This is a genomic window from Shewanella amazonensis SB2B (assembly GCF_000015245.1).
GTDB lineage: Bacteria > Pseudomonadota > Gammaproteobacteria > Enterobacterales > Shewanellaceae > Shewanella > Shewanella amazonensis.
The window spans coordinates 2,375,529-2,398,926 of sequence record NC_008700.1 but is presented as its reverse complement, the minus strand read 5'-3'; the positions used below and the strand labels follow the sequence as shown (position 1 = coordinate 2,398,926).

At 51.3% G+C, this 23,398-nt stretch carries 23 protein-coding genes; 15 read left to right on the top strand and 8 right to left on the bottom strand.

The window, feature by feature from the left end:
• Window position 1 precedes the first annotated feature (1 nt).
• Window positions 2-211 carry a cold-shock protein gene (locus SAMA_RS10290; RefSeq protein ID WP_011760083.1) on the top strand — a complete coding sequence of 70 codons (210 nt, stop codon included), beginning with the start codon at window positions 2-4 and terminating at the stop codon, window positions 209-211.
• Window positions 212-691: 480 nt separating this feature from the next.
• Here SAMA_RS10290 and SAMA_RS10285 read toward each other — a convergent pair whose 3' ends face one another.
• The 4 genes from SAMA_RS10285 to SAMA_RS10270 form a co-directional block, all read right to left on the bottom strand.
• Entirely contained in the window at window positions 692-1,597 is a 906-nt protein-coding gene (locus tag SAMA_RS10285; RefSeq protein WP_011760082.1) for an ABC transporter ATP-binding protein, read from the bottom strand.
• Window positions 1,594-2,433 carry an ABC transporter permease subunit gene (locus tag SAMA_RS10280; protein ID WP_011760081.1) on the bottom strand — a complete coding sequence of 280 codons (840 nt, stop codon included), beginning with the start codon at window positions 2,431-2,433 and terminating at the stop codon, window positions 1,594-1,596. The genes SAMA_RS10285 and SAMA_RS10280 overlap by 4 nt, the downstream gene beginning before the upstream one ends.
• A gap of 22 nt (window positions 2,434-2,455) precedes the next feature.
• Window positions 2,456-3,088 carry a YceH family protein gene (locus SAMA_RS10275; protein WP_011760080.1) on the bottom strand — a complete coding sequence of 211 codons (633 nt, stop codon included), beginning with the start codon at window positions 3,086-3,088 and terminating at the stop codon, window positions 2,456-2,458.
• Between the two features lie 122 nt (window positions 3,089-3,210).
• Complete coding sequence (locus tag SAMA_RS10270) at window positions 3,211-4,041, bottom strand: CvfB family protein (protein ID WP_011760079.1); 831 nt, start codon at window positions 4,039-4,041, stop codon at window positions 3,211-3,213.
• Window positions 4,042-4,541: 500 nt separating this feature from the next.
• On the opposite strand from SAMA_RS10270, the gene SAMA_RS19690 reads away from it, so the two are divergent.
• The 5 genes from SAMA_RS19690 to pdxH all read left to right on the top strand — a co-directional run bounded on the left by SAMA_RS19690 (window position 4,542) and on the right by pdxH (window position 9,525).
• A complete protein-coding gene (locus SAMA_RS19690; protein ID WP_011760078.1) occupies window positions 4,542-4,685 on the top strand; it encodes a hypothetical protein in 144 nt (47 codons plus the stop codon).
• Between the two features lie 105 nt (window positions 4,686-4,790).
• On the top strand, window positions 4,791-5,666 hold the full coding sequence (speE, locus tag SAMA_RS10265; RefSeq protein WP_011760077.1) for a polyamine aminopropyltransferase: 876 nt from the start codon (window positions 4,791-4,793) through the stop codon (window positions 5,664-5,666).
• A 28-nt stretch (window positions 5,667-5,694) separates the two neighbouring features.
• A complete protein-coding gene (gene speA, locus SAMA_RS10260; RefSeq protein WP_011760076.1) occupies window positions 5,695-7,605 on the top strand; it encodes a biosynthetic arginine decarboxylase in 1,911 nt (636 codons plus the stop codon).
• A gap of 73 nt (window positions 7,606-7,678) precedes the next feature.
• Window positions 7,679-8,608 carry an adenosylmethionine decarboxylase gene (locus SAMA_RS10255; protein ID WP_011760075.1) on the top strand — a complete coding sequence of 310 codons (930 nt, stop codon included), beginning with the start codon at window positions 7,679-7,681 and terminating at the stop codon, window positions 8,606-8,608.
• A gap of 278 nt (window positions 8,609-8,886) precedes the next feature.
• The gene (gene pdxH / locus SAMA_RS10250) at window positions 8,887-9,525 is read left to right on the top strand and encodes a pyridoxamine 5'-phosphate oxidase (protein WP_011760074.1); all 639 of its coding nucleotides are present in this window, start codon (window positions 8,887-8,889) and stop codon (window positions 9,523-9,525) included.
• On the opposite strand, the gene SAMA_RS10245 is transcribed toward pdxH, so the two are convergent.
• Window positions 9,526-9,738 (bottom strand): cold-shock protein, encoded by a 213-nt coding sequence (locus tag SAMA_RS10245; RefSeq protein ID WP_011760073.1) that lies wholly within the window; start codon window positions 9,736-9,738, stop codon window positions 9,526-9,528.
• Window positions 9,739-9,921: 183 nt separating this feature from the next.
• On the opposite strand from SAMA_RS10245, the gene SAMA_RS10240 reads away from it, so the two are divergent.
• From SAMA_RS10240 to SAMA_RS10225, 4 genes are all read left to right on the top strand, one after another.
• Window positions 9,922-10,497, top strand: a complete 576-nt coding sequence (locus SAMA_RS10240) for a YceI family protein (protein ID WP_011760072.1) — start codon at window positions 9,922-9,924, stop codon at window positions 10,495-10,497.
• A gap of 93 nt (window positions 10,498-10,590) precedes the next feature.
• Window positions 10,591-10,941, top strand: a complete 351-nt coding sequence (locus SAMA_RS10235; protein ID WP_011760071.1) for a DUF3802 family protein — start codon at window positions 10,591-10,593, stop codon at window positions 10,939-10,941.
• Between the two features lie 35 nt (window positions 10,942-10,976).
• A complete protein-coding gene (locus SAMA_RS10230) occupies window positions 10,977-11,345 on the top strand; it encodes a SpoIIAA family protein (protein ID WP_011760070.1) in 369 nt (122 codons plus the stop codon).
• Between the two features lie 104 nt (window positions 11,346-11,449).
• Window positions 11,450-12,319 (top strand): putative ATP-dependent zinc protease, encoded by an 870-nt coding sequence (locus SAMA_RS10225; RefSeq protein ID WP_011760069.1) that lies wholly within the window; start codon window positions 11,450-11,452, stop codon window positions 12,317-12,319.
• Here the strand turns inward: SAMA_RS10225 and SAMA_RS10220 are convergent.
• Both SAMA_RS10220 and SAMA_RS10215 read right to left on the bottom strand, forming a co-directional pair.
• The gene (locus tag SAMA_RS10220; RefSeq protein ID WP_011760068.1) at window positions 12,316-14,865 is read right to left on the bottom strand and encodes a PAS domain-containing protein; all 2,550 of its coding nucleotides are present in this window, start codon (window positions 14,863-14,865) and stop codon (window positions 12,316-12,318) included. The genes SAMA_RS10225 and SAMA_RS10220 overlap by 4 nt on opposite strands.
• Before the next feature lie 117 nt (window positions 14,866-14,982).
• The gene (locus SAMA_RS10215; RefSeq protein ID WP_011760067.1) at window positions 14,983-16,497 is read right to left on the bottom strand and encodes a methyl-accepting chemotaxis protein; all 1,515 of its coding nucleotides are present in this window, start codon (window positions 16,495-16,497) and stop codon (window positions 14,983-14,985) included.
• A gap of 419 nt (window positions 16,498-16,916) precedes the next feature.
• Between SAMA_RS10215 and pheS the strand changes: the two genes are divergently transcribed.
• The 5 genes from pheS (at window position 16,917) to SAMA_RS10190 (ending at window position 22,651) form a co-directional block, all read left to right on the top strand.
• Entirely contained in the window at window positions 16,917-17,900 is a 984-nt protein-coding gene (pheS, locus tag SAMA_RS10210) for a phenylalanine--tRNA ligase subunit alpha (protein WP_011760066.1), read from the top strand.
• 15 nt (window positions 17,901-17,915) lie between these two features.
• Window positions 17,916-20,303, top strand: coding sequence for a phenylalanine--tRNA ligase subunit beta (gene pheT / locus SAMA_RS10205; RefSeq protein ID WP_011760065.1), 2,388 nt, complete (start codon window positions 17,916-17,918; stop codon window positions 20,301-20,303).
• Window positions 20,304-20,306: 3 nt separating this feature from the next.
• Window positions 20,307-20,603 carry an integration host factor subunit alpha gene (gene ihfA, locus SAMA_RS10200; protein WP_011760064.1) on the top strand — a complete coding sequence of 99 codons (297 nt, stop codon included), beginning with the start codon at window positions 20,307-20,309 and terminating at the stop codon, window positions 20,601-20,603.
• A gap of 81 nt (window positions 20,604-20,684) precedes the next feature.
• The gene (lpxM, locus tag SAMA_RS10195) at window positions 20,685-21,611 is read left to right on the top strand and encodes a lauroyl-Kdo(2)-lipid IV(A) myristoyltransferase (protein ID WP_011760063.1); all 927 of its coding nucleotides are present in this window, start codon (window positions 20,685-20,687) and stop codon (window positions 21,609-21,611) included.
• Between the two features lie 56 nt (window positions 21,612-21,667).
• Complete coding sequence (locus SAMA_RS10190; protein WP_011760062.1) at window positions 21,668-22,651, top strand: GGDEF domain-containing protein; 984 nt, start codon at window positions 21,668-21,670, stop codon at window positions 22,649-22,651.
• Window positions 22,652-22,768: 117 nt separating this feature from the next.
• Here the strand turns inward: SAMA_RS10190 and hisIE are convergent, their stop codons facing one another.
• The gene (gene hisIE / locus SAMA_RS10185) at window positions 22,769-23,395 is read right to left on the bottom strand and encodes a bifunctional phosphoribosyl-AMP cyclohydrolase/phosphoribosyl-ATP diphosphatase HisIE (protein WP_011760061.1); all 627 of its coding nucleotides are present in this window, start codon (window positions 23,393-23,395) and stop codon (window positions 22,769-22,771) included.
• Between the last annotated feature and the right edge of the window lie 3 nt (window positions 23,396-23,398).

Here is a 23,398-nt window from a genome sequence, read left to right as displayed (position 1 = left end):
TATGTCTCAAGTGACTGGTGTAGTTAAGTGGTTCAACGCTGATAAAGGCTTTGGTTTTATCGCTCAGGAAGCTGGCCCAGATGTGTTTGTTCACTTCCGCGCCATCAACACTGACGGTTTCAAGACTCTGGACGAAGGTCAGAAGGTGTCTTTCACCGTGACCCAGGGTCAGAAAGGTCCTCAGGCTGAGAACGTAACCGTAATCGGTTAATTCTCCCAAGAGATGTATAAAAGCCGTGGCAAATGCCACGGCTTTTTTGTTGCCTCGAATTTGTCAGTACCGGCTTTTTTCATGCCATGTAACGATTTCTGGCATGTTTTAATCGTTCAAACGAGAACTGATGATGACGTTTGAGGCATGTCGGGATTCATTTGAGCGGTAGTAAGCACAGAAGAGGCAATCCTGAGCGATCCCGAACGATAAAATGTGCGAACGACCTTTAGTCGAGCTTAAGGTCACGGTGTAGGTTGGGTTATTGCATGTTATTGATAGACAAAGTTCGCGGACTTTTCGGAGCCTGACAGTTACTCTTAGGCTCAGTTGAGGCGTTTGACCGGTGCAGAACACGGGCGACAGTGACACTTATATGATGCCCGGCTTTTTGTTTGGCGATGATCATCCCTGCCATTGCACAATGGTATAAAAAAGCACCCCTGTGGGTGCTTTTTATTTACGCTGCTAAGGAAAACATCAGGAAAAGAGCTTGTCTTCCAAACTTTTGCCATTCAACAGTTGTCGATAGCGAATGCCTTCTATGGCAAGTAACTCCAACGCGGCTTTTTCCAGGCCGTAGTCCCTCGATGCAGGCTCAAATCCGATGATAAACTCTCGGCCATTGTGTTGACGTTTCACGCTGTGGACCCCAGGCAGTGTGCTCAGTTTGTCACCAAGTTCCTCCCCAGCACTATCCTGGAGGCTCAGTGTTAAAAAGCGCTCAACACTCTCTGACTTTATCGACAGGGACTGGCTGAGTTTCCCCTTATCCAAATAAAGGACTGTGTCACACAGACGTTCGAGTTCTTCGAGATTGTGTGATGAAATCAGGAAGGTTGTTTGTTCGCTTGCATGGGATATCAGCTCCCTTACGGCTCGGGCGTTGGCAGGATCTAAGCCGGCAGTGGGTTCATCCAGCAGCACAAGCTGAGGGGTGCCGATCAGGGCCTGTGCAATGGCAACACGCTTGCCCATGCCATGGCTTAGCGCAGTGGGTTTGTGTCTGGCTGCGTCTTTCAGCTCAACCAGCTCCAATACCCGCTCCGCTTCCCGGCGGGCGTCTTTGGCAGAGAATCCCTGTAGAGACGCAAAAAATGAAAGTTGTTCGCCTACGCTGAAATTGGGATCGAGCAAGGCGTCCTGCGGCAGGGCACACACCTTGCCCAACAGTTGTCGACTTCCCGGAACATGACCCAGAATTTCGAGGCTCCCGCCGTCCGGTTGAATATAACCACACATCAGGCTCATCAGGGTGGTTTTACCTGCACCATTAGGACCGACGAGTGCAACCGGGGCGCCGGCTTCCACTTGCAGAGATACATCATCCAGTGCAGTTTTGCTGCCGTAGCGTTTGGTCAGATTTCGGGTAACTATCAGGCTCACAGTGCGCTCCTTTTCATATATGCCAGTCCAAGAAACAGCAGCACAGCGGTTTGCACTAAAGGCAGTGGCGCATGGAGCAGGGCCCCCAATGGTGTGTTATCGACAATCATCTCAATCTGGCTTCCTGGCAACAGCCAGTCAAGGCTCGGCAGAGAAGGTAGATAATAAGCGGCCAACGCCGACACAATAGCCAGAACGCACCACACCAACACGGCGAATAGTGTCGCCTGGCGGGCGCTGTTGGCATAAAGCGATAGCAAGGCCATCAGCGCTATGTAGGGCATTATCACAATCAGCAGGTTTAACAGCACCACAATACCGTCAGAAATCGCTGCACCGGCAAGATCGGGTTCACGAAACAGCGTCAGCATCAGGGTAGCGAGTCCGGCAGTGACGATATAAGCACTTTGCAATAATAATTGCCCGACTACCCGGCCGAAAAACAGGGCTTCACGCCCGGTGCGCTGCACCAAAAAGCGAAAGGTCTTACGACTCTTATCCGAGGCGAATTGATCGGCACTGCTTAAAATAGCAAACAGCGGAAACCAATAGAGACTGATAACCCAAAACAGTGACAGCTCAGGGACATCCCAAGAGAGCAAATACTTTGGACTGACCACTCCAAGCATTTCTGACAGGGTCTGACGCATGTGGGGATCGGCAATATATTTGGCGGCGCTACGGATGGGATAGTAGAGAATAAGACCCCACACCAGACAATATGCGACCAGGGCAATGAGCCCCCTGAGATTAAAAAAACCTTTGATAACTTCCTGTCTGGCTATCAACCAGACATGGGTCATAGGACCCGGATGGGCGAGCTGAACTTGAGACATGCTAACATCCTGTCGTCACGGATTAGTGTGTTTGTAATAAGAGTGCATCCAGGCGCGCTTCCAACTGCGCGACTCGCTCCTCCAGGGCAGCTATGCGGCTATCGTCCCGTTCGTCAACTTGGGACGCAACCGAATGTGTTGTCATGCCTGTTGTGGCTTCGACTATGGTGAGGCTGAATCGCGACTCCCTTTTACCCGGCTCTCTGGGAAGTTGCACCACTAGCGGCGTTTCCCGGGATGCCAGCGCGGTCAGGGTCGCTTCGACTTCAGCAATGTCTTTGAAGTCGTGTTGACGACCGGCGCGGGTTCTCAGCTCGCCTGGTGTCTGCGGTCCCCTTAGCAGCAGCAGGCTAAGTACCGCAACCTGTGCGCTGGAAAGCTGAAGATCTGAAAACTCAGTATTACAAAACCTGTGTTTATATTTGACGACTCGGCTGCCGAATCCGGATTGCTCGCTTACCAGCCTTTTTTTGGTGAGTTCATCAATGCCAGCCTGAACCTGCGTTTCTGAGAGGTCCATGACGGGGGCCCGGCTGCTTTTTTGATTGCAAGCCAGTGTCAGGGCATTGAGCGAAAGGGGATATTGATCCGGGGTGGTAACTTCTTTTTCCAATAAACAGCCAATGATTCTGGCTTCGATGGCATCAAGCAACATTGAAAACTCCTTTAACTTCCTGAATCTGTTATATCAGAGCAAGCTGCTTGTGCCCATAGGCAACGCACTTTGTTACCATTTCGCCAATAAAAAAACGGTGGCCATGCCACCGTTTTAATCAATCAGTTCAGATAGAGTCCATCGTCTGTGATTCGAAGCTTACCCTGTTTGAAGAGGCCGCCAATACTCTTTTTAAAGGCTTTTTTGCTCATACCCAGCTCAGTGTAAATCACATCGGCGTCAGTCTTGTCGCCCAAGGGCAGGAAGCCACCGGCAGCCTGCAGTTTTTTCAGGATGACGCCTGAATGGGCATCCAATTCATCGCGGGTGCCTTTGTTGAGCACCAAATCGATTTTACCGTCGTGGCGTACCTGCTTGATGTAACCCTTGAGTTTATTACCCGCACGCAGTGGCTTGAACACATCGCTTTGATGGATAAGCCCCCAGTGGCTATCGTTGATAATCGCCTTATAACCGAGATCCGTGCGGCCCGCGATAACCAGTTTCACTTCCTGGCCTGGCTTGTATGATGCAGGCGTCTTATCGAGGAACTTATCCAGCTTCGCCGAGGCGACAATTCTGTCATCTGCACGGTTGATATGCAGGTGTACCAACTGATATTTGCCTTCCTCCGGTGGACGGGTTTGCTCAGCAAAGGGCAGCAGCAAGTCTTTGTCCAATCCCCAATCGAGGAAGGCGCCTACCCGGCTGACCGATACTATTTTCAGGTTGGCGAATTCACCGACCTGCGCCAGGGGTTTTTGCGTGGTGGCAATGGGCGTATCTTCGGAGTCCAGGTACAGAAAGACATCAAGTTCATCACCCACTTGCAGGTTGTCGGGTGCAAACTTATTGGGTAACAGCACCTGACCGAAGTCACCGGCATTGAGATAAAAACCAAAATTAACTTGTTTAACAACCGCCAGCCGGCAAGTTTTTCCTAATTGGATCATTGAGTACCTGATTTCAGATGATTGGGCATTACGGCGCTGATTATACCCCAAACCGGCGGGATTCACCTCAGTTTAGGCTTTAGCCACACCGGGATTTGTTCATGATATACGCGCCTGATAAAAACCGCTTCTTTCACAAGGTTTTTTGCATGTCAAAAAGTGAGTCTGAGCTATTTAAATATATTGAACACATACTCTGAAAACTGTGTGAGGTTTAACTCGTTAGCCTATGATATTAAAAAGTATTTTATGACTTTGCACCTGGGGGCTTTGTTCGCTTTGTAGTATATCTTGCAACTCATTGAACAAATGCGAATTCTTGCTTGCATTCTTGTGGTATGCGGGGTTTAATTGCGCCGTTTTTGGGTCTATTCCCAAAGTCTGGCGCCTGTTTACAGGTCAGTTTATCGGTCTGGATATTTTGGATGAGTCACGGGCTGTGTCATCTTGCACATCAAATGACGCAAGAGGTACGGTTTAACGGAAGGGGGAGTTGGCTAATGCACTATCATTTGCTTTCTGCACATTGCCTCAAGCTGGCTTCTTGTCTCACTCAGGACCTGGTTGCTATCGACACAGACGTAAAACACCTTACCCTTATCCGCATCAATTCTGGCCGCGAAGAGGCCAATAGTCCCCAATAAGCCGGTCTAATTGGACCTTACGGCTTCCTTTTTCCGTCTTTCCTTCGAAGTGCACGGGACTGGGTATTCTACACTTTTCAAACCGACACCATCGGATTCAGTTAAATGCAAGACAACAATCTATATTTCGAGACGCTGCACAGCGGCTATGGTCAATATTTCGAGATAGACAAGGTGCTCTTCGAGCAAAAGACCAGTCAGTGGCATTTATCAATTTTTGAAAATGCCCGTTTTGGCAGGGTGATGGCCCTCAATGGCGCCATTCAAACCACCGAAGCGGATGAATTTGTCTATCACGAAATGTTGACCCACGTGCCGGTGTTGGCACATGGACAGGTTAAAAGCCTGCTGATTATCGGCGGTGGCGATGGCGGCATGCTCCGTGAAGTGGTGAAACACCAGGCTATTGAGCGTATCGTGATGGTGGAAATTGATAGCGCCGTTGTGGACATGTGCAAAACCTGGTTGCCTAATCATTCTGCCGGCGCCTACGACGATCCACGAGTGGAGCTGGTTATCGCCGATGGCATGGACTTTGTTGCCAACTGCGCAGAGCGGTTTGATGTGATTATTTCTGACTGTACCGACCCGGTTGGCCCCGGCGAAGTGCTGTTCAGCTCTGATTTTTATGCGGGCTGTAAACGATGCCTTAATGAAAACGGCATCTTTGTGGCCCAAAATGGGGTGCCCTTTATGCAGGTTGAATCCCTGCAGGACACGGTGCGCCGTATGAGCAGTTATACCCGGGAGTGTTGGTTTTACATGGCGGCAGTCCCAACGTACATTGGTGGTTCCATGGCATTTGCCTGGGCCACCGACAATCCTGAGGCGCGCAAGCTTGACCTTGCAACCCTCGAGGCGCGTTTCAACGAGGCTGGGATCAGTACCCGTTACTACACGCCCGCAGTGCATCAGGCAAGCTTTGCCTTGCCTAAATACGTCGAACAGGCGATCCGGTCAGCCATGACCGTGACCGCTTAATATCTCTCTATATATAGGCACAATTGAGATGAACGAATGGTCAATTGACGACGCCCGCGCCGGGTACAACGTTGCCCACTGGAGTCAGGGTTTTTATGGGATCAGCGACGAGGGTGAGGTAACCGTCTCCCCGGATCCTAAAAATCCCACCTTCAAAATTGGTTTGAACGCGCTGGCCAAGGATATGGTTAAAGCCGGTGTGAGTTTGCCAGTGTTGGTGCGTTTCCCGCAAATTCTGCACCACAGAGTTGATCACCTGTGCCAGATGTTCAATCAGGCCATTCAGAAATACGAGTATCAATCTGACTACCTGCTGGTGTACCCCATCAAGGTAAACCAACAGCAGACCGTGGTTGAGGAAATCCTCGCAAGCCAGGTAAGCAAGACTGTGCCTCAGCTGGGTCTTGAGGCTGGCAGTAAGCCTGAGCTGATGGCTGTGCTTGCCATGGCGCAAAAGGCCAGTTCAGTAATCGTGTGTAACGGTTACAAAGACAAAGAATACATTCGCCTGGCGCTGATTGGTGAGAAACTCGGCCACAGTGTATACATAGTGCTCGAGAAGATGTCCGAGCTGCAGATGGTGCTCGAAGAGTCCAAGAAGCTGGGTGTTACCCCACGCCTGGGTCTGCGCGCCCGTTTGGCTTTTCAGGGCAAGGGTAAGTGGCAGGCCAGCGGCGGTGAAAAGTCCAAGTTTGGTCTGTCTGCTGCGCAAATCTTAAAGGTCGTCGAGCGTCTGAAAGATGAAGACATGCTGGAATCGCTGCAGTTGCTGCACTTCCACCTGGGTTCGCAAATCGCCAACATCCGTGATATTCGCCACGGTGTAGGTGAGGCCGCACGTTTCTACTGTGAACTGCGTAAACTGGGCGCCAAGGTTAACTGCTTTGACGTGGGCGGCGGCTTGGCCGTGGATTACGACGGTACCCGCAGTCAGTCAAACAACTCCATGAACTACGCGCTGGCAGAATACGCCAACAACATCGTATCTGTGCTCACCGATGTGTGTAATCAGAACGAACAGCCAATGCCGCGCATTATTTCTGAGTCAGGCCGTTACCTCACTGCCCACCACGCGGTACTCATCACCGACGTGATTGGCACCGAGGCATACAGCCCGGAAGACATTCCTGCGCCGGAAGAAGAAGCGCCTCAGCTGCTGCACAACATGTGGCGTAGCTGGAATGAAATCAGCTCACGTCTCGATCAGCGTGCTCTGATTGAAATCTTCCACGATACTCAGTCTGATCTGGCCGAGGCCCAATCCCTCTTTGCGTTGGGACAGCTGAGCCTGGAAGACCGCGCCTGGGCCGAGCAGTGTAACCTTGCTGTGTGTCACGAGTTGCAGGGCTTGATGAACGCCCGTAACCGTTATCAGCGCCCGATCATCGATGAACTGAACGAGAAACTGGCTGACAGATTCTTTGTTAACTTCTCCTTATTCCAGTCACTGCCCGATGCCTGGGGTATCGACCAGGTATTCCCTGTGCTGCCGCTGTCAGGTTTGGACAAGGTGCCTGAGCGCCGTGCTGTGATGCTGGATATCACCTGTGACTCAGACGGTATTGTTGACCAATACGTAGATGGTCAGGGTATTGAAACCACGCTGCCGGTACCTAACTGGTCAGCTGAAGATCCGTATCTGATTGGCTTCTTCCTGGTGGGTGCTTATCAGGAAATCCTCGGCGACCTGCACAACCTCTTTGGTGATACCAACTCAGCAGTGGTGCGTATCGACGAAGAAGGCCAGACCAATATCGAGTCTGTACTTGCCGGTGATACGGTAGCCGACGTACTGCGCTATGTGAACCTCGATGCCGTGTCCTTCATGCGCACCTACGAGGAGCTGGTGAATTCACACATCGCAGAAGACGAGCGCGCGATGATCCTCGAAGAACTCCAGGTGGGCCTCAAGGGCTACACCTATCTGGAAGACTTTTAACCCATACTAAGGCAAGGTGAAGCCAGGCCGGGGAACCAGGGCGTAAGCCCTCCCGGCCCTCAGGTAGAGAAAAATGTTTTTTGAAGGTTCAGAAAAAAAAATAGAAGTCATAGTCACCCGCGAATTCGGCTCACTCAGAGCACTGGGGCGTGAATTCTGGAAAGAGATGGTGGCCTGCGCCAATGCGGAAATCCTCTCCAGTATCAACAATGAACACTGCGATGCCTACTTGCTCAGCGAATCGAGTTTGTTTGTCTGGGACGACAGGTTCCTGATGTTGACCTGCGGCACCACAACCCTCGCTAAAGCCGTTGTCCGTTTTATCAATGAAGTCGGTGCTGAAAAGATTGCTTTTGCCAGCTATCAGCGCAAAAACGAGTATCTGTCACACTTGCAAAGCAGTGCCTTTACCGACGATTTAACCGCCATCCGCGCGTTGTTGCCGGGGGATGCATTCAGAATCGGACATCTGGATTCCCACCATCACTATATTTTCACCAGCAACAAACCTTACGAAGCAACTGCAGATGACCATACCAGTGAGCTTTTGATGTACCACATCCGTGGTGAGGCTGCCGATTACTTGCGCAGTGAACATCAGAGTGCTGCTGAAATCCGCCGCCTGTTGCAATTGGATGCCATGTTACCCGGGTTTGTATTTGACGACTTTTTGTTTGAACCTTTTGGGTATTCTATCAATGGCATCCGTGGCGATCGCTACATGACCATTCATATTACGCCCCAGGAAAACAGCTCCTACGTGAGCTTTGAAACCAACTTGCCGCTGGAAGGCGAATATCGTCAAATCTTCTCTCGTTTGCTGGGTATTCTAAATCCGGGCAGTTGGGATGAGATTGGGTTTAACGCCCAGCGTCATACCGAAAACTACCCCGCGCACCTGTGCCTGGGAAGCTGTGCCTTATCCATGTCCCAGGGGTATAGGGTGGAGTTCAGCCACTATCAGCAGTTGTGTCATGAAGTGCTTATTCCCGAGCCCATGTAATCTTCGCCCCGCCAGACGTTATCCCCTTTGCGCCTGAGGTCTCTGGCTATACGCAGAGAATTGTGTTGATTACTCCGTGTAATCAGCGGATACCGAAGCCATAGGCCGTCAGGCTGGTGCACCTTAGGTCTACAGCTCATTAATACGGGTATCGCCTTTGACTCTTTCCTGGGGGTGATTGGCGGATAAAATCAAAAGCCGACCTCACTGTCGGCTTTTTTGTTGCACGTCAAGCGGCTAGAATGCCTCAAACGATACAGTGCCCATAAGGAATCACCATGACAGATCTCAGCGACATTCGCCGTGAATACACCAAAGGCGGCCTCAGGCGCAGCGAATTGCCCGAAGACCCCATGGCATTGTTTGAGCGCTGGATGGAGCAGGCCAAGGCCGCAGAGCTTACCGACCCCACGGCCATGTGTGTGGCGACAGTCGATGAGCTAGGCCAACCCTATCAACGGATAGTGCTTCTCAAACGCTTCGACGAGCAGGGTTTTGTATTTTTCACCAATCTGGGTAGCCGCAAGGCGACTCAACTGAAGCATAACGCCCACATCAGCTTGCTCTTTCCCTGGCACCCTCTGGAGCGACAGGTGGCTGTGACAGGCATTGCCGAACCACTTTCAACGGCTGAGGTACTCAAGTACTTCGTTACCCGACCGAAAGACAGCCAGATTGCAGCCTGGGTATCTGCTCAGTCATCCAAACTCAGTGCCAGGCAGGTCCTGGAAGCCAAGTTTATGGAGATGAAGCAGAAGTTTTCCGCCGGTGAAGTGCCATTGCCATCTTTCTGGGGCGGCTATCTGGTCCGTCCCGCCAGTATTGAGTTCTGGCAGGGCGGGGAACACAGGCTGCACGACCGCTTTATTTATGAAAAAACGGCGGCGGGTTGGGATATTGAGCGCCTGGCGCCCTGATCACAGTGGCGTGACGTTTGCTGCCAGGAGGCCCTTTTGGCCTTCAACCAGGCTGAAGCTGACTTTTTGACCTTCTTTTAAAGTGCGTCTTCCCTGAGTATTGATAGCGCGGTAGTGAACAAATACATCTGAATCATTATCGCGACTCAGGAAGCCAAAACCTTTCTCGTCGTTAAACCATTTTACTGTACCAGTGTGCTGTGGGGCCGACATGTTAACCTCGTAAGGGATTGATAATGTATCTGAACTTTAACAAGCAGATATTTCAGTCAATTGACAGCCCTGACAGGAATTTGCAGCTAGAGTTATAGTGGCCGTTTGGTTTATTGTTTGTGTTGTCACTAATTTAGCAATTCAGGAATGGCCTGAACGCAACGAAACACAAGGAGACAAGTGATGTTTATTCGTACTTTGTTGGGCGCAGCCCTGCTGGTATCTGCCTCGGGTGCCATGGCCGATTGGCAATTGAATGCAGCCAATTCCAACGTCAGCTTCATCTCGGTCAAGAAGGGCGATGTTGCTGAAGTTCACAAATTTAAAAGCCTTGAAGGCAAACTGTCCGAACAAGGCGATTTCAGCCTCAATATTCCACTGGCGTCTGTCGATACAGGTATTGAAATTCGCGATGAGCGCATGAAAAGCATGTTATTTGAAGTGGAGCAATTTCCCTCATTAACACTTTCTGCCAAGATAGAGCCGTCATTGGTGAACGCATTGAAACCCGGTGAAATCACAAAAGCGGAAATTCCAGCGACTGTGGAATTGCATGGTAAATCAGACAAGCTCAATGTCGAAGTGACTGTGGCAAGAGTCTCTGATAACACCCTGATGGTCAGCAGCAGTGCCATGTTAATCGTTAACGCAGCCAATTTTGGTTTAACCGCCGGGATTGAAAAGTTGCGTGAATTGGCGGGATTATCGGCCATCAGCAGTGCCGTACCGGTTTCATTCGTGCTAACACTTGAGAAATAACAGGAATTGCATGCTTTAAGGAAGAAGAAAGCAACTTGTTCCATAATAAAAATGCGGGCTTAAACCCGACATTAATGCAATACGGGATTTGACATGGTCACTGATAAAGAAGGTTACGTGCATCTCATACAGTACTTAACTGAAAACTTGGGGCTTTTCGAAGCGCCTGAGGGAAAGGGTTTAGCTGATGAGACAGTGATGGAGCTCTTTGAAGAGCAGTTGTCCGCGCAGATCATCATGGTTTGCGGTCAAAATCCCGAATTAAGTTTTGCCCAACGTAACATGGTCATTCGGGAAATCGACGCCATCGTTTACGATCTCGAAGAAATCCTGGCCCATGTTGGAAACAAAAAAGCCACGCCGGAACAAACGCACTTTATTGCTGATTTCTCTGGGCTCATCAAAAATTTATTCGACCAGGAAATTGTCAAGCTGACCGCATGATGCGCCGTCGTGGTTCACACTCTGATGGGGTGAACATGATAAGACTCAAACCAGGATTTGACCACGATACCATTGCTTTAGAAGCATCAGGGATGATTGAGGCCGATGACTACAGCCGAGTATTGATCCCCGCCCTCGAACAAGCGCTCAAAGATCATGCATCGGTGCGTATCTGGTACGAAATTGCTGATGGATGCCGGGGTGTCAGCCTGCTGTCGCTATGGCAGGACGTGCTGCTTGGGCTCTTTCATCTCGATGACTTCAGGCGTATCGCCATTCTCACCAATCGTCCCGCTTTTCGCCGCATGGGCGAACTCATTGGCTTATTCATGCCATGCCCCGTCTGCGTGTTCTCCTTGGATGAGGTGCAAATCGCCAAAATCTGGTTGTGTCAAAGTCGCTGAAATCGGTGCTTTTTATTGGCAAGCGCCAGCGCTTCCGTTATGGTGGTTCAGGTTAGGCGTTACCCTCGCTTGCTTGTAATTAATTGTTTTTCAGGATGTTATTTATGTTTAGATCTTGGATCGCCATTTCATTACTCCTGTTATCTTGCGCTGCTTTTGCCAAATCCACTGTAGGGCAGAGTGTCGAGATCCATCAACCCGCCTCTGGGCTTAGCTTTATCGCCCGGGTAGATACGGGCGCCTCTATAAGCTCAATCCACGCGGTCGATATCGAAGTGCTTGGGGGCGAAGCTGAGTCGATGAAAGACAATATCGGCAAACGGGTGAAGTTTACCACCGAAGGCCTGGGAGGCGTGACCAAAGCCATTGAAGCCAAAATCGTGAAAGTCACCACAGTGTCCAACTCTCAGGGAACTGAGAGTCGTTATACGGTTGAGTTAGAGCTGCAATATGAGAAGGATGTGCGTAACATCCGGGTGAACCTCAGAGATCGGGGCCACATGGATTACAAGCTGCTGCTCGGTCGCAACTGGCTTGAAGGTCATTACATGGTCGATGTTGCCGAAAAAAATGTTATCGGTGAGCGTGCCCCCATTCACCTGCTAGAAGGTGATATCACCTTTGATACCCGTATCGATACGGGGGCTGTAGAGAATAGCCTCCATGCCACCGATATTCAGATAGAAAATGAACATCCCAGCGATATGGAAGCCAATGTCGGCAAACCCATCAGCTTTACCACGGTAAATGAAAAAGGTGAAAAACGGCGCATTCATAGCCGAATTACCGAAACGTCGCTCATACGAAATGCTCAGGGAAGTGAAGTTCGCTACATGGTGGAGCTGACGCTGGGGGAACCCGGTAAAGAGTTTAAGGTGAAAGTCAACTTAAGAGACCGAAGCGAAATGACCCATAAGCTGCTAATCGGCCGCAACTGGTTGCAGGGGCATTACATCGTTGATGTCAGCCGCTAATCTGCAAAGGGTAATCTGCAATCCACTATGGTAGCCACAGTCAGTGAGTGACAGAGCGTCAGCGACCCGCCAAATTGTCTTTCAAGCCAGGCGGTTAGGGCGCTGAGTTCGGGCGCGATAATGTCAGAGCTCGCGCCCTGGCTATCAAACCTGATGAGACAATCAGGTCCGGATCCGTCGACACACACAGTGACTATATTGCCCTGAGGAGCGTTATCAGTCTGAGTGCAAAGGAGTTTTAACAAGCTGAATATCAGCAGTGTTAACTGCCAGGTCTCAAGTTGGACACTGACATTACGTTCGCCCTCCAGCCGAATTTGGATATCACGTCCGGCGAGTTCTGATTGAAACAGGTGGGTCAACTGCTGTAACACATCCATGGGAACGGCGCGTTGGCTTGCCTTATGTCTCCCGGTTAACAGCTCCAGTACCCGCAGCCGCTCTGCGTGTTCGCTCAGCGCATCCTTTAGCTTTTCCATGGGGGTTGCACCCGGGTTGCAGGCTTTTGCCAGAAGATTTTCCTGCTCACGGGCAATTAGACTCACCAAATCCCTAAGCCAACTTTTAAATAATCTTCTCTCTGTACCCCACGCCTCGCCCTTTGCTTTGGTCTCTTCTATGTTTTGTGTTTTTTGCGACAGCTCAAATTCGGCAAGCTGCAGCTTTTGCTGCAGTTTGCCGTTTTCACTTGAGCACAGACTAAGGCTGTGCTCGAGTGTCGTTATCCTCTCCAGCAATTCTTTTTCAATGCGCTTGCGATTTTGAATATCAAAGGCGATGGCACCGGTTCCCCTTAGATTGTCGTCGTCATCGCGAATGGCGAACTTGGTCATTTGGAAACGTATCTCTCCCAAACGTGTTGGCAGTGTCTCTTCAAATTGCAGCGGGGCATCCTGGGTCATTACTCGCTGATCGCTCTCGCCATAGGCCTGGGCAAGATCCGACGAAAAGAGTTGTCGGTCGGTGGCACCCAGGATCCTGTGTCGGTCAAGGCCTATGGTTTCGCAAAACTTATCGTTCACCATCAGGTAGCGGCCAGCGATATCCTTGATAAAAATGAGGTTGGGGGATGATTTGAGCAAGGCGGTCAGTCGCTCTTTGTGGGCGAGCAAATCCTGCTGCGCCTCTTGCTGAACCTCCAGCTGCTGTTCCAACGCCAAATTTGAGGCATCGAGACTGGCCATAGCGATTTCCAGCTGATGGGTTCGGGCAACTAGGGCACTTGCCAACACCCCAATTTCATCCTCACGCTGACTCGCTTGCAGCTCCAGATGGGCTGCATCTTCCGCCTTTAACGCCGACACCATGCGGGCAATCGGTTTGATATAGAGTTTGTGTTGTACAAAAATCATCAGCAGCAGTGCCAGCACCTGCGCCAGCAGCAGATAAAGTCCTGCGCGCTCAACCAGAAGCAAGGCTTCATTTTTGAAAGAGCTTTTCGGGGTTACCGTGATCACCTTCCAAAATGTGCCCGGCATCCGATAGACGGAAACCAGTGAAGGCGCGGCAATCAGCGGGTCTGCGTCGATGGCCAGGGTTGCCAATAATACAGGCGATTGCGGCATGGCCAGGGCGCTGGTGTTGATTATGGCCTGGTACATCTGTTTTCCCAGAGGGAAATTGCTGGGGGTCATGGTCAGAAACTGTTCCTGAGTGATGACCTGGTGTGTTTGCGCGTCCTTGATAAATAGCGTGTCAGCGTCCTCTACCAGAGAGAGCAACGCTGACAGTTGAGGATACCGTTGGGTGAGTGTGGCTAAATCGGGCAAGCTTGCGTGTTCGGGTAAACTTTGCTCTGCGCCGGGCAGGGGAGCCGACAACACCTGATTAAATTGGTCCAACAGGATCACATAGCCCCCGAGTTCTTTGCGGGACTCGGTAAGGTAACTTGAGAGGCTGGAAAGGCTTACATCTATGGTCGCGACGCCCTGGAATTCATGCTCTTGCCAGATGGGCACCGATGCAGTGACCATGGATTCCTGAGTATGGGGGTCTATGTAGGAAGGGGACCAAAATACCCTGCCAGCCGGAAATAGCCGCATGGGCTTATACCAGAGTTCATCAAAATAATGGTCGCTGCTTTGGTTGTAACCGTCGTTTTTACGCAGCTGCCCGAGCAAGTCTCTGACCCAAAAAAGGCTTCTGCTCTCATTTTCCTGACCGAGAGGATGCCCCTTTTCCGGCCAAATTCCGCCACTGGCGACCACATCTTTATGGTTAGGTAATGAGAGCAGGCTGGGTATGGTGTTTTCAATGGTGGCGATATCGTTTCGTTGGGTCCCAGCGACGTCCGCAATGGCAACCACCAAGGTATCGAGCTGGGCCGTTAAATCCCGTAATCTGGCTTGGACTAGCTGCCCCTGCGAGAGATTGAGGTTCATTTCCTGTGCCAGCCGCTCTTCTTTTTGGCTGCCAAGGAGGATCCACAAGGTGGCCAGAAGAAGCAGGGTGGCTATCAGGCTTTGCAGCAGTCCCACCCGAAAGGGCAGGCTATTACGCCACCTCGGGTGCAATGTATGTGATACATAGGCCTTGGAACGATTCATGACAGGCCGGATCCTTTGGGCTGAAAATGACATTCTCAGCAGCCAGTCTAACGGATAATTTCTTGTTTGCCATTAGCTTAAAGCTAAAAGGCACCCTTCCGGGTGCCTTTTGCGTGGTCAGAGTTTTAATCCGACCAAAAGCTTATCGAGTTTTTCGGCGGTGGCATGGAGTTCATCACAACCCGATACCGACTGGTTCGCCGACTGTTCCACATCGTGGGACTGGTTACGGATTTCCATCAGATTGCCGGCAATTTCGTTGGCAACGGCGGACTGCTCTTCTGCGGAGGTGGCAATCAGCACGCTCATCTCAAACACCTTGGCACTGTGATGGGCGATGCTGTCGAGATCCTCACCGGTCTTTATCACATGCTTTTTGCCTTCTTCGGCTTGCTCAACGGTCCGCGCCATCACTTGAGTGAGGTTACGGGAGCCGGATTGCAGTGCCTCAATCATGGATTTGATTTCCACCGTGGCTGCCTGCGTACGACCCGCGAGGGTACGCACTTCATCTGCCACTACCGCAAAGCCTCGTCCCTGTTCACCGGCGCGTGCTGCTTCGATGGCGGCGTTAAGCGCCAGCAGATTGGTTTGCTCGGAAATGGCGTTAATGGTGGTTACCACCTCATCGATACGGCTGGCGTTTTCATTGAGTACGGTTACAGCATCTGATGCCCTGGCGATTTCATTGGAAAGCTGACCTATGGCGCTCACTGTGGTTGCAATATCCTTGGAGCCGGCCGCCACTTGCTGGTTTGCTTCCTGAGTTTCCTGGGATGAATGCTCGGCGTTACTTGCGACTTCCCGCACTGCAGCGGTCATTTGCTCCATGGCGGTGGCAAGGGAGTCGAGATGGGCACGTTGACTGGCAGCAAGGGCCTGACCGTCCCGTGCATTGGTGCGGAAGGACTCCACCACAGTACGGATTTGGCGGGTGGCGTCGTTGATGCTTTTCACCAGGTTATGCTGACGTTCAACCAAAGAGTCGATGCTGATGGCCAGAATACTGAACTCATCTTTGACCTGGAAGAAGTTAAGTCTGCCTGTGAGGTCGCCATCGGCGGCACGTTTAAGCGCCATTACCGTGGTATACAGGGCGCCACCAACAAAGGTGGAGATGTAGTAGCTGAAGATAAAGATGATAAAGAGCACCAGCGCGATGGCGCCCATGACGAACCAGGTATCGTTACCGGATTCCAGTGCTACCGCTTTGGCATCAAGCATATTCACTGCGACCAACTGCTTGTCGCTGATGGCACTGACTGTTTGATAACGGGCGTTAGCGTTAGCCTGGTCGCTGCCGCCACCACTGCGGGCCAATTGCTGGGCCTTATTACCCAAGTTATTGACCGGCACTACCTGAGTGTTACCGGAGAGACTTTGCAAAAATGCGCCTTGCTGCTCAGCGGGAATATAATTGAGCGCCTGCGATACCAGCTGATTGACCTCATTGGTATGCTTTTGGCTTTGTGTCAGGTGGGTTTCGAGCAAGGTCTCGTTAAATTTGATGTTCAGCACCAGTGCCAGGGACAGCACCATCAGCACCGGGACAATAGCCAAAATGGCAAACTTGGTTTTGAGTGTCATGTGGATGAGATATTGATCTATCCAGCGAAACTTCACTTCTTTCATGAATTACCTCGGAGCGGGGCTGCGTGTGACCCTATGTTTATCGGTTCTTGATGACCGAACTTTATTATTGCAGCCGAATTATGCTTGTGAATGAATACTTTTTAATCAGCGCCTTGGCTGTGTTCTGTATTCTCAGCATAGAGCACAGCGACAATTTTACATCTCGTCAACATGGGCCGCCAGTCACCCTGTAGGGAAAATACGAACCCTGTATGAAAATTCCTGGAATACGCTGGAAAATGCAGCGGAATTTCCCGGGATTTTTCAACATTTGGGCAGATTTATCCCTAGTCAAATAAAGATGCCTGCCGTAAAATTTCACTCTTTTGTTTATTTTGACAAATTTACGCGGCAAGCACGTCGACATGTCGTGAACAGCCTGCCCAAAAAGGTCAGGCACGAGAGCAGTGGAAGAGAAGATGCAGCAATTAACAGAGATTGTGGAACAGGCTCTGGCCGCCATCGAACAGGCGACAGATCTGAAGGTTCTGGACGATATCCGGGTTGATTATCTCGGTAAAAAAGGCCAGATCACCGACCTAATGAAACTGATGGGCACCCTGAGTGCAGAAGAGAAGCCCAAGTTCGGTCAGGCAGTAAACGATGCCAAACAGAGCGTTCAGGCCAAACTCGGTGAGCAGATGGAGCTGTTTAAAGCCCGCGAACTGGAAGCCAAACTGGCCGCAGAGCAAATCGACGTGACTCTGCCAGGGCGTACTCTGGATAATGGCGGCCTGCACCCAGTGACCCGCACCATTGAACGTATTGAATCTTTCTTTGGCGAGCTTGGTTTTACCGTTAAGCAAGGTCCAGAAATCGAAGATGACTTCCACAACTTCGATGCGCTGAACATTTCTGAACATCATCCGGCCCGTGCCGACCACGATACCTTTTATTTCAATCCCAAGGTGATGTTGCGTACCCAAACCTCGGGCGTGCAAATTCGCACCATGGAAACGGAAAAACCACCGCTGCGGATTATCTCTCCCGGCCGTGTGTACCGTAACGACTACGACATGACCCATACCCCGATGTTCCATCAGGTGGAAGGTCTCTTGGTGGATGAAAACGTTAACTTTGCAGAGCTTAAAGGCATTCTGCATGATTTCCTGCGTAACTTTTTTGAAGAAGACCTGCAGGTACGTTTCCGTCCGTCTTACTTCCCATTTACCGAACCTTCAGCCGAAGTGGACGTAATGGGCAAAAATGGCAAGTGGCTCGAAGTGCTCGGTTGCGGCATGGTACACCCCAACGTACTGCGCAGCGTGGGTATCGACCCTGAGAAGTATTCCGGTTTTGCTTTTGGTATGGGTGTTGAGCGTTTGACCATGCTGCGCTATGGCGTAAACGATCTGCGCGCATTCTTCGAAAACGACCTGCGTTTCCTCAAGCAATTCAAATAACGGAGCAAATTAGTAATGAAATTCAGTGAATCCTGGCTTCGTGAATGGGTTAATCCAGCCATCAGCCGTGAAGACTTAAGCCATCAAATCACCATGGCAGGCCTGGAAGTGGACGGCGTTGACGCAGTTGCTGCCGGCTTCAGCGGCGTGTTTGTGGGCGAAGTCGTGGAATGTGGCCAACATCCCGATGCCGACAAACTGCGTGTGACCAAAGTAAACGTGGGTGGCGATACCCTGCTGGATATCGTTTGCGGAGCGCCAAATTGCCGTTTGGGCCTTAAAGTGGCTGTTGCCACTGTGGGCGCTGTTCTGCCCGGCGACTTCAAAATCAAAAAAGCCAAGCTCCGCGGTCAGCCGTCCGAAGGCATGCTGTGTTCCTACAGCGAGCTGGGTATTGATATCGAAAGCGATGGCATTATCGAGTTGCCGCTGGATGCGCCTATTGGCACCGATATCCGTGAATACCTCGACCTGAACGATGCGGTTATCGACGTTGACCTGACCTCCAACCGTGCCGATTGTCTGGGTATGGCCGGTCTTGCCCGCGAAGTGGGCGTACTTAATCGCGCCGAAGTGATAGAGCCAAGCTGGACTCCGGCTGTGGCTACCATTGGCGATGCCATCGATATTCAGCTTTCAGCCCCCGCTGCCTGCCCAAGATACCTGGGTCGTATCGTGCGTAACGTTAACGTAAAAGCGCCGACACCTGAGTGGATGAAAGAAAAGCTGCGCCGCAGTGGCATTCGTTCAATCGACCCTATCGTGGATATCACCAACTATGTGCTGATTGAATTCGGCCAGCCTATGCACGCTTTTGACCTCGCCAAAATTGACGGCAAGATTGAAGTCCGTCTGGGCAAGGGTGATGAAAAGCTGACATTGCTGGATGGTAGCGAAATCACAGTGCCAAACGACACTCTCGTTATCGCAGACAACAGCAAGCCCCTGGCCCTTGCCGGTGTGTTTGGTGGGGAGTTCTCCGGTGTGGGTGAAAGCACTCAGGACATATTACTCGAGTGTGCCTTCTTTGCTCCTCTGGCCATCATGGGCAAAGCCCGTAAACTGGGCCTGCACACAGACTCATCGCACCGCTTTGAGCGTGGCGTTGACCCAGAGCTGCAGCACAAGGTAATGGATCGTGCTACCCGTTTGGTACTGGATATCTGCGGCGGTGAAGCCGGCACTGTGGTGGAAGCCAAGTCCGATGAACATCTGCCAAAAGCCAGAGAGATCCTGCTGCGTCGCAGCAAACTCGACAAAATCCTTGGCCACCATGTACCCGACAGTGACGTCGTTGAAATCCTGACCCGTCTGGGCTTTGCCGTGACAGCAGGCGAGGGTGAGTGGCAGGTGACCACGGCGACCTATCGTTTCGATATGGCCATCGAAGAAGACCTGATTGAAGAAGTTGCCCGTATCTACGGTTACAACAACATCCCCAACAAGGCGCCCATGGCGCATCTTAGGATGTCTACCCATCAGGAAGCTGACATCAGCCTGAAGAAAGTGCGTAGCCTCTTGGTCGCCCGCGGTTTCCAGGAGGCCGTGACATACAGCTTCGTGGACCCCAAATTGCAGCAATTGGTGCATCCAGGCGAGCAGGCGATGATCCTGCCTAACCCGATTTCCAGTGAAATGTCAGCCATGCGCCTGTCCATGTTCACCGGTTTGCTCACCGCGGTTGGCTACAATCAGGCTCGCCAGCAGGGACGTGTGCGCCTGTTTGAGACAGGATTGCGCTTTGTGCCTGATGCCAATGCAGAATCCGGCGTAAGGCAGCAACCTATGCTTGGTGCCGTGATTGCAGGCCTTCAGAACGAAGAACATTGGTCAATGGAGAGCAAAACCGTTGATTTCTTCGATCTTAAGGGTGATTTGGAGGCAATTATTGGCTTGACAGTTTCAGGATCCGAATTTAGTTTTAGAAGAGCGACACATTCGGCGCTTCACCCTGGCCAATGTGCTGAAATTCTAAGGAATGATCGCGTTATTGGCTATATAGGTGCCGTTCATCCAAGCCTTGAGAAGCCATTTGGGCTCAATGGTAAAACCATCGTATTTGAGCTGGAACTGGATGCATTGCTACATGCGAAATTGCCCGAAGCTCAGGTGATTTCCAAGTTCCCCGCTAATCGCCGGGATATTGCATTGGTCGTAGATGAAAGCGTTGCTGCGGCTGATGTGATAAAAGTGATAAGAAAAGTTGGCGAAAATCAGTTGGTTGGCGTAAACTTGTTCGATGTATACCAGGGTAAAGGTGTTGAGCCCGGTAAAAAGAGCCTGGCAATTGCACTGACGTTACAAGACAACACTCGCACACTTGAAGAAAAAGAGATCGCAGAAGCAGTAGACACTGTGGTTTCAGCACTCAAGTCCGAGTTCAACGCATCGTTGAGGGATTAAAGTATGGCACTTACCAAAGCCGAAATGGCAGAGCATCTTTTTGAAACGCTTGGCATTAACAAGCGGGTCGCAAAAGAGATGGTAGAGACGTTTTTCGAGGAAATCCGAAGCGCTCTCGAAAGTGGTGAGCAGGTCAAGCTGTCCGGTTTTGGTAACTTTGACCTCAGGGACAAAAACCAACGACCTGGCCGCAACCCAAAAACCGGTGAGGATATCCCGATCTCTGCCCGTCGTGTGGTGACATTCCGCCCCGGTCAGAAGCTGAAAAGCCGCGTCGAGTCATCCAACTCCGAAAAGTAACATCGGAATACACTGAGGGAAGGCCACTCATCTGAGTGGCTTTCCTGTTTGTGTGCTCTAAAGAGATTCTAAGTTAAGACAATGCGTTATTTTGACAGACGATTTTACTGGGGACTCCTGCATCCAAGACTGTGGGGAACCTGGGTTGCCATCGGCGTCTTGCTCTTTTTTGGCGCCTTGCCTGCCGCTATTCGCGATCCCATCGCGCGTGGTCTGTCCGGGCTGGTACTGGGTATCGCTAAAAAGCCAATCCGGGTAGCAAGGGCCAATATTAAGGCTTGTTTCCCTGACAAATCAGATAGGGAAGTGGAGGCGCTAATTCGTGAGAATGTAGCGCAGTTCGTGATGATCCTGATTGGGCAGGCCGAGCTCCTGTTCGGCAGTGACGCTCATTTACGCCGCCGCGTTTCGCTGCACGGCTTTGAGCACGTGAAAGCTGCCCGCGACGCTGGGCAGCCAATTATTTTCATTATGCCCCATGTATGGGGTATAGATTACGCCGGGCTTAGGTTAAACCTTGAGGTACCGATGGCGACCATGGCCAAGGCGCATCGTAATGAACTCTTTAATTGGTTTTCCAACCGTATCCGCAGTCGCCTTGGCGGCCATGTCTACATGCGTGAGGCGGGTCTTAGAGTGCTAATCAGCGAGATGCGCCAGGGGAACAGCTTCTTTTACTTACCTGACGAAGATTTAGGGCCAGATCAAAGCGTATTTGCACCGCTTTTCGCTACCACTAAGGCCACATTACCAGTGGTAGGGAGGCTGGCTGCAGCCGGTAAAGCCCAGGTGATGCCGGTGACCATTGGTTACGATGATAAGGCTCACCGGTTTTCACTCACCGTGCTGCCCGCTATCGACGAAGCGACCATGGCAGGCAAAGAAAATGAAGCACTGGCGCTCAACCGCGCTGTTGAGCAGGTTATTTCGGCCTACCCTGAGCAGTATATGTGGTTTTTAAAGCTGCTTAAAACCCGGCCAGAGGGCCAGGCGTCTATTTACGATTGACGCTAAATTCCTTGCGGGCAACTATACTTACCCGAAGTTAGCCTTTCGGAGTCTTCATGTTGCCCGCACCCATTCCCTTCGATGAGGCCGAAAGGCTTGAGGCGCTTCGTAGCCTGAATGTACTGGACACAGAGGCTGAAGAGCGTTTCGATCGCCTCACCCGCTTGGCGCGCAGGCTGTTTGATGTCCCAATCTGCCTGATAAGCCTGGTCGATTCTGACAGGCAATGGTTTAAATCCTGTATCGGTTTGTCCCAGTCTGAAACCCGCCGTGACATCTCCTTTTGCGGCCATGCCATTATGCAAGCCGATATCTTTGTAATTGAAGATGCGCTCGAAGACTTAAGATTTGCCGATAATCCTCTGGTGACTGGGGAGCCCCATATTCGTTTTTATGCAGGCTATCCGCTGACCTTGAGTAACGGTCACAGAGTTGGCACTCTGTGCATTATTGACCGGAAAGCTCGTCGTTTTGAGCCTGAGGATTATTGCGATCTGGAAGATCTCGGTAAGTTGGTGGTATCGGAGCTCGAAGCGGTACAAACCGCGACCCTGGATCCCTTAACGGGCCTGTCAAATCTGCGCGGGTTCGATCTTCTCGCCAAACAGTGCCTTGCCAAGTGTCAGCGGCAACAGCAGGATGCGACCCTGTTTTTTCTGGACCTTGATTATTTCAAGGAAATCAATGACCGATTTGGGCATCAGGAAGGCAACAGTGCCCTCGTGGCATTCGCCAGCCTGCTTAAAGAAGCATTTCGTGAGTACGATGTGATTGCCCGTATAGGCGGTGATGAGTTTGTTGCGCTGGTTAGCCATGAACGGTCAATGTCGCCAGCGGCGGGGATCTTAAGCCGCTTGCGTCATAACCTGGCCAGGCACAATATTGATACTCCCATTGGTTATCAGCTGGAATTCAGCTGCGGTACTGCCCGTTTTGATGCGCTGTTACCAAGCTCTCTTGAGCGGTTACTTGAAGATGCGGACATCCATATGTACCGCGAAAAGCAAATTCATCACCAAAAGCATGACGAGCAGAACTGAATCAGGGCCAGACACCTTAGCGGTCACCGTCGGTGTCGGACGAAAGAAATACCATTTGAAAAGACAAACAAAAAACGCTGCCATGGCAGCGTTTTTACGTGGGTGGAAACCAGAGTCTTAGCTTCTGGCCTGATGACGCTTATAGAGATTTTCGGTGATATCCGCAAGGGACAGCCCCTGGTCCTCCAGCAGTACCATCAGGTGAAACAGCAAATCCGATGCTTCATCTACCAGCTCTTCTTTATCGTGGGTTGCGGCGGCGAGCGCCGTCTCCAGCCCTTCTTCACCCACTTTTTGCGCCATGCGCTTGGTGCCACTGGCAAACAGGGATGCCGTATAACTGCTGCCGCCTTCGCCGGCACCACAGGCTTTTTTCCTACCCTGAATTAAGCTCTCGAGCCCGGCAATAAAGCTGTGGCTGCCATCTTGCCAGCAAGACTCGGTCCCTGTATGGCAGGTGGGGCCTTTGGGCAGAACCTGCACCAAGAGGCTGTCATTGTCGCAATCGGCGGCGATGCTGATAAGGCTAAGCACATTGCCGGATGACTCGCCCTTGGTCCACAGTCGCTGCTTGCTGCGACTGAAAAAGGTCACCATGCCGGTTTGCAGGGTCTTTTCCAGCGCGGCCTTGTCCATATAGCCCTGCATCAGCACCTTGCCGCTTAAATGGTTTTGCACGATGGCGGGGATGAGCCCGTCTTGTTTGTCCCAATCGAGACGGTTTAAAAGGGTTTCGTCAGCCATGGG

Coding starts and splice junctions, on each gene's coding strand:
- SAMA_RS10245 (WP_011760073.1), bottom strand. CDS start 9,738: ATGTCGGCCCCACAGCACACTGGTACAGTAAAATGGTTTAACGACGAG.
- hisIE (WP_011760061.1), bottom strand. CDS start 23,395: ATGGCTGACGAAACCCTTTTAAACCGTCTCGATTGGGACAAACAAGAC.
- SAMA_RS10225 (WP_011760069.1), top strand. CDS start 11,450: ATGTTTAGATCTTGGATCGCCATTTCATTACTCCTGTTATCTTGCGCT.
- SAMA_RS10280 (WP_011760081.1), bottom strand. CDS start 2,433: ATGTCTCAAGTTCAGCTCGCCCATCCGGGTCCTATGACCCATGTCTGG.
- pheS (WP_011760066.1), top strand. CDS start 16,917: ATGCAGCAATTAACAGAGATTGTGGAACAGGCTCTGGCCGCCATCGAA.
- SAMA_RS10235 (WP_011760071.1), top strand. CDS start 10,591: ATGGTCACTGATAAAGAAGGTTACGTGCATCTCATACAGTACTTAACT.
- SAMA_RS19690 (WP_011760078.1), top strand. CDS start 4,542: ATGCACTATCATTTGCTTTCTGCACATTGCCTCAAGCTGGCTTCTTGT.
- SAMA_RS10240 (WP_011760072.1), top strand. CDS start 9,922: ATGTTTATTCGTACTTTGTTGGGCGCAGCCCTGCTGGTATCTGCCTCG.
- SAMA_RS10275 (WP_011760080.1), bottom strand. CDS start 3,088: ATGTTGCTTGATGCCATCGAAGCCAGAATCATTGGCTGTTTATTGGAA.
- SAMA_RS10220 (WP_011760068.1), bottom strand. CDS start 14,865: ATGAATCGTTCCAAGGCCTATGTATCACATACATTGCACCCGAGGTGG.
- ihfA (WP_011760064.1), top strand. CDS start 20,307: ATGGCACTTACCAAAGCCGAAATGGCAGAGCATCTTTTTGAAACGCTT.
- pdxH (WP_011760074.1), top strand. CDS start 8,887: ATGACAGATCTCAGCGACATTCGCCGTGAATACACCAAAGGCGGCCTC.
- SAMA_RS10230 (WP_011760070.1), top strand. CDS start 10,977: ATGATAAGACTCAAACCAGGATTTGACCACGATACCATTGCTTTAGAA.
- SAMA_RS10190 (WP_011760062.1), top strand. CDS start 21,668: ATGTTGCCCGCACCCATTCCCTTCGATGAGGCCGAAAGGCTTGAGGCG.
- SAMA_RS10290 (WP_011760083.1), top strand. CDS start 2: ATGTCTCAAGTGACTGGTGTAGTTAAGTGGTTCAACGCTGATAAAGGC.
- SAMA_RS10270 (WP_011760079.1), bottom strand. CDS start 4,041: ATGATCCAATTAGGAAAAACTTGCCGGCTGGCGGTTGTTAAACAAGTT.
- SAMA_RS10215 (WP_011760067.1), bottom strand. CDS start 16,497: ATGAAAGAAGTGAAGTTTCGCTGGATAGATCAATATCTCATCCACATG.
- lpxM (WP_011760063.1), top strand. CDS start 20,685: ATGCGTTATTTTGACAGACGATTTTACTGGGGACTCCTGCATCCAAGA.
- speA (WP_011760076.1), top strand. CDS start 5,695: ATGAACGAATGGTCAATTGACGACGCCCGCGCCGGGTACAACGTTGCC.
- speE (WP_011760077.1), top strand. CDS start 4,791: ATGCAAGACAACAATCTATATTTCGAGACGCTGCACAGCGGCTATGGT.
- pheT (WP_011760065.1), top strand. CDS start 17,916: ATGAAATTCAGTGAATCCTGGCTTCGTGAATGGGTTAATCCAGCCATC.
- SAMA_RS10255 (WP_011760075.1), top strand. CDS start 7,679: ATGTTTTTTGAAGGTTCAGAAAAAAAAATAGAAGTCATAGTCACCCGC.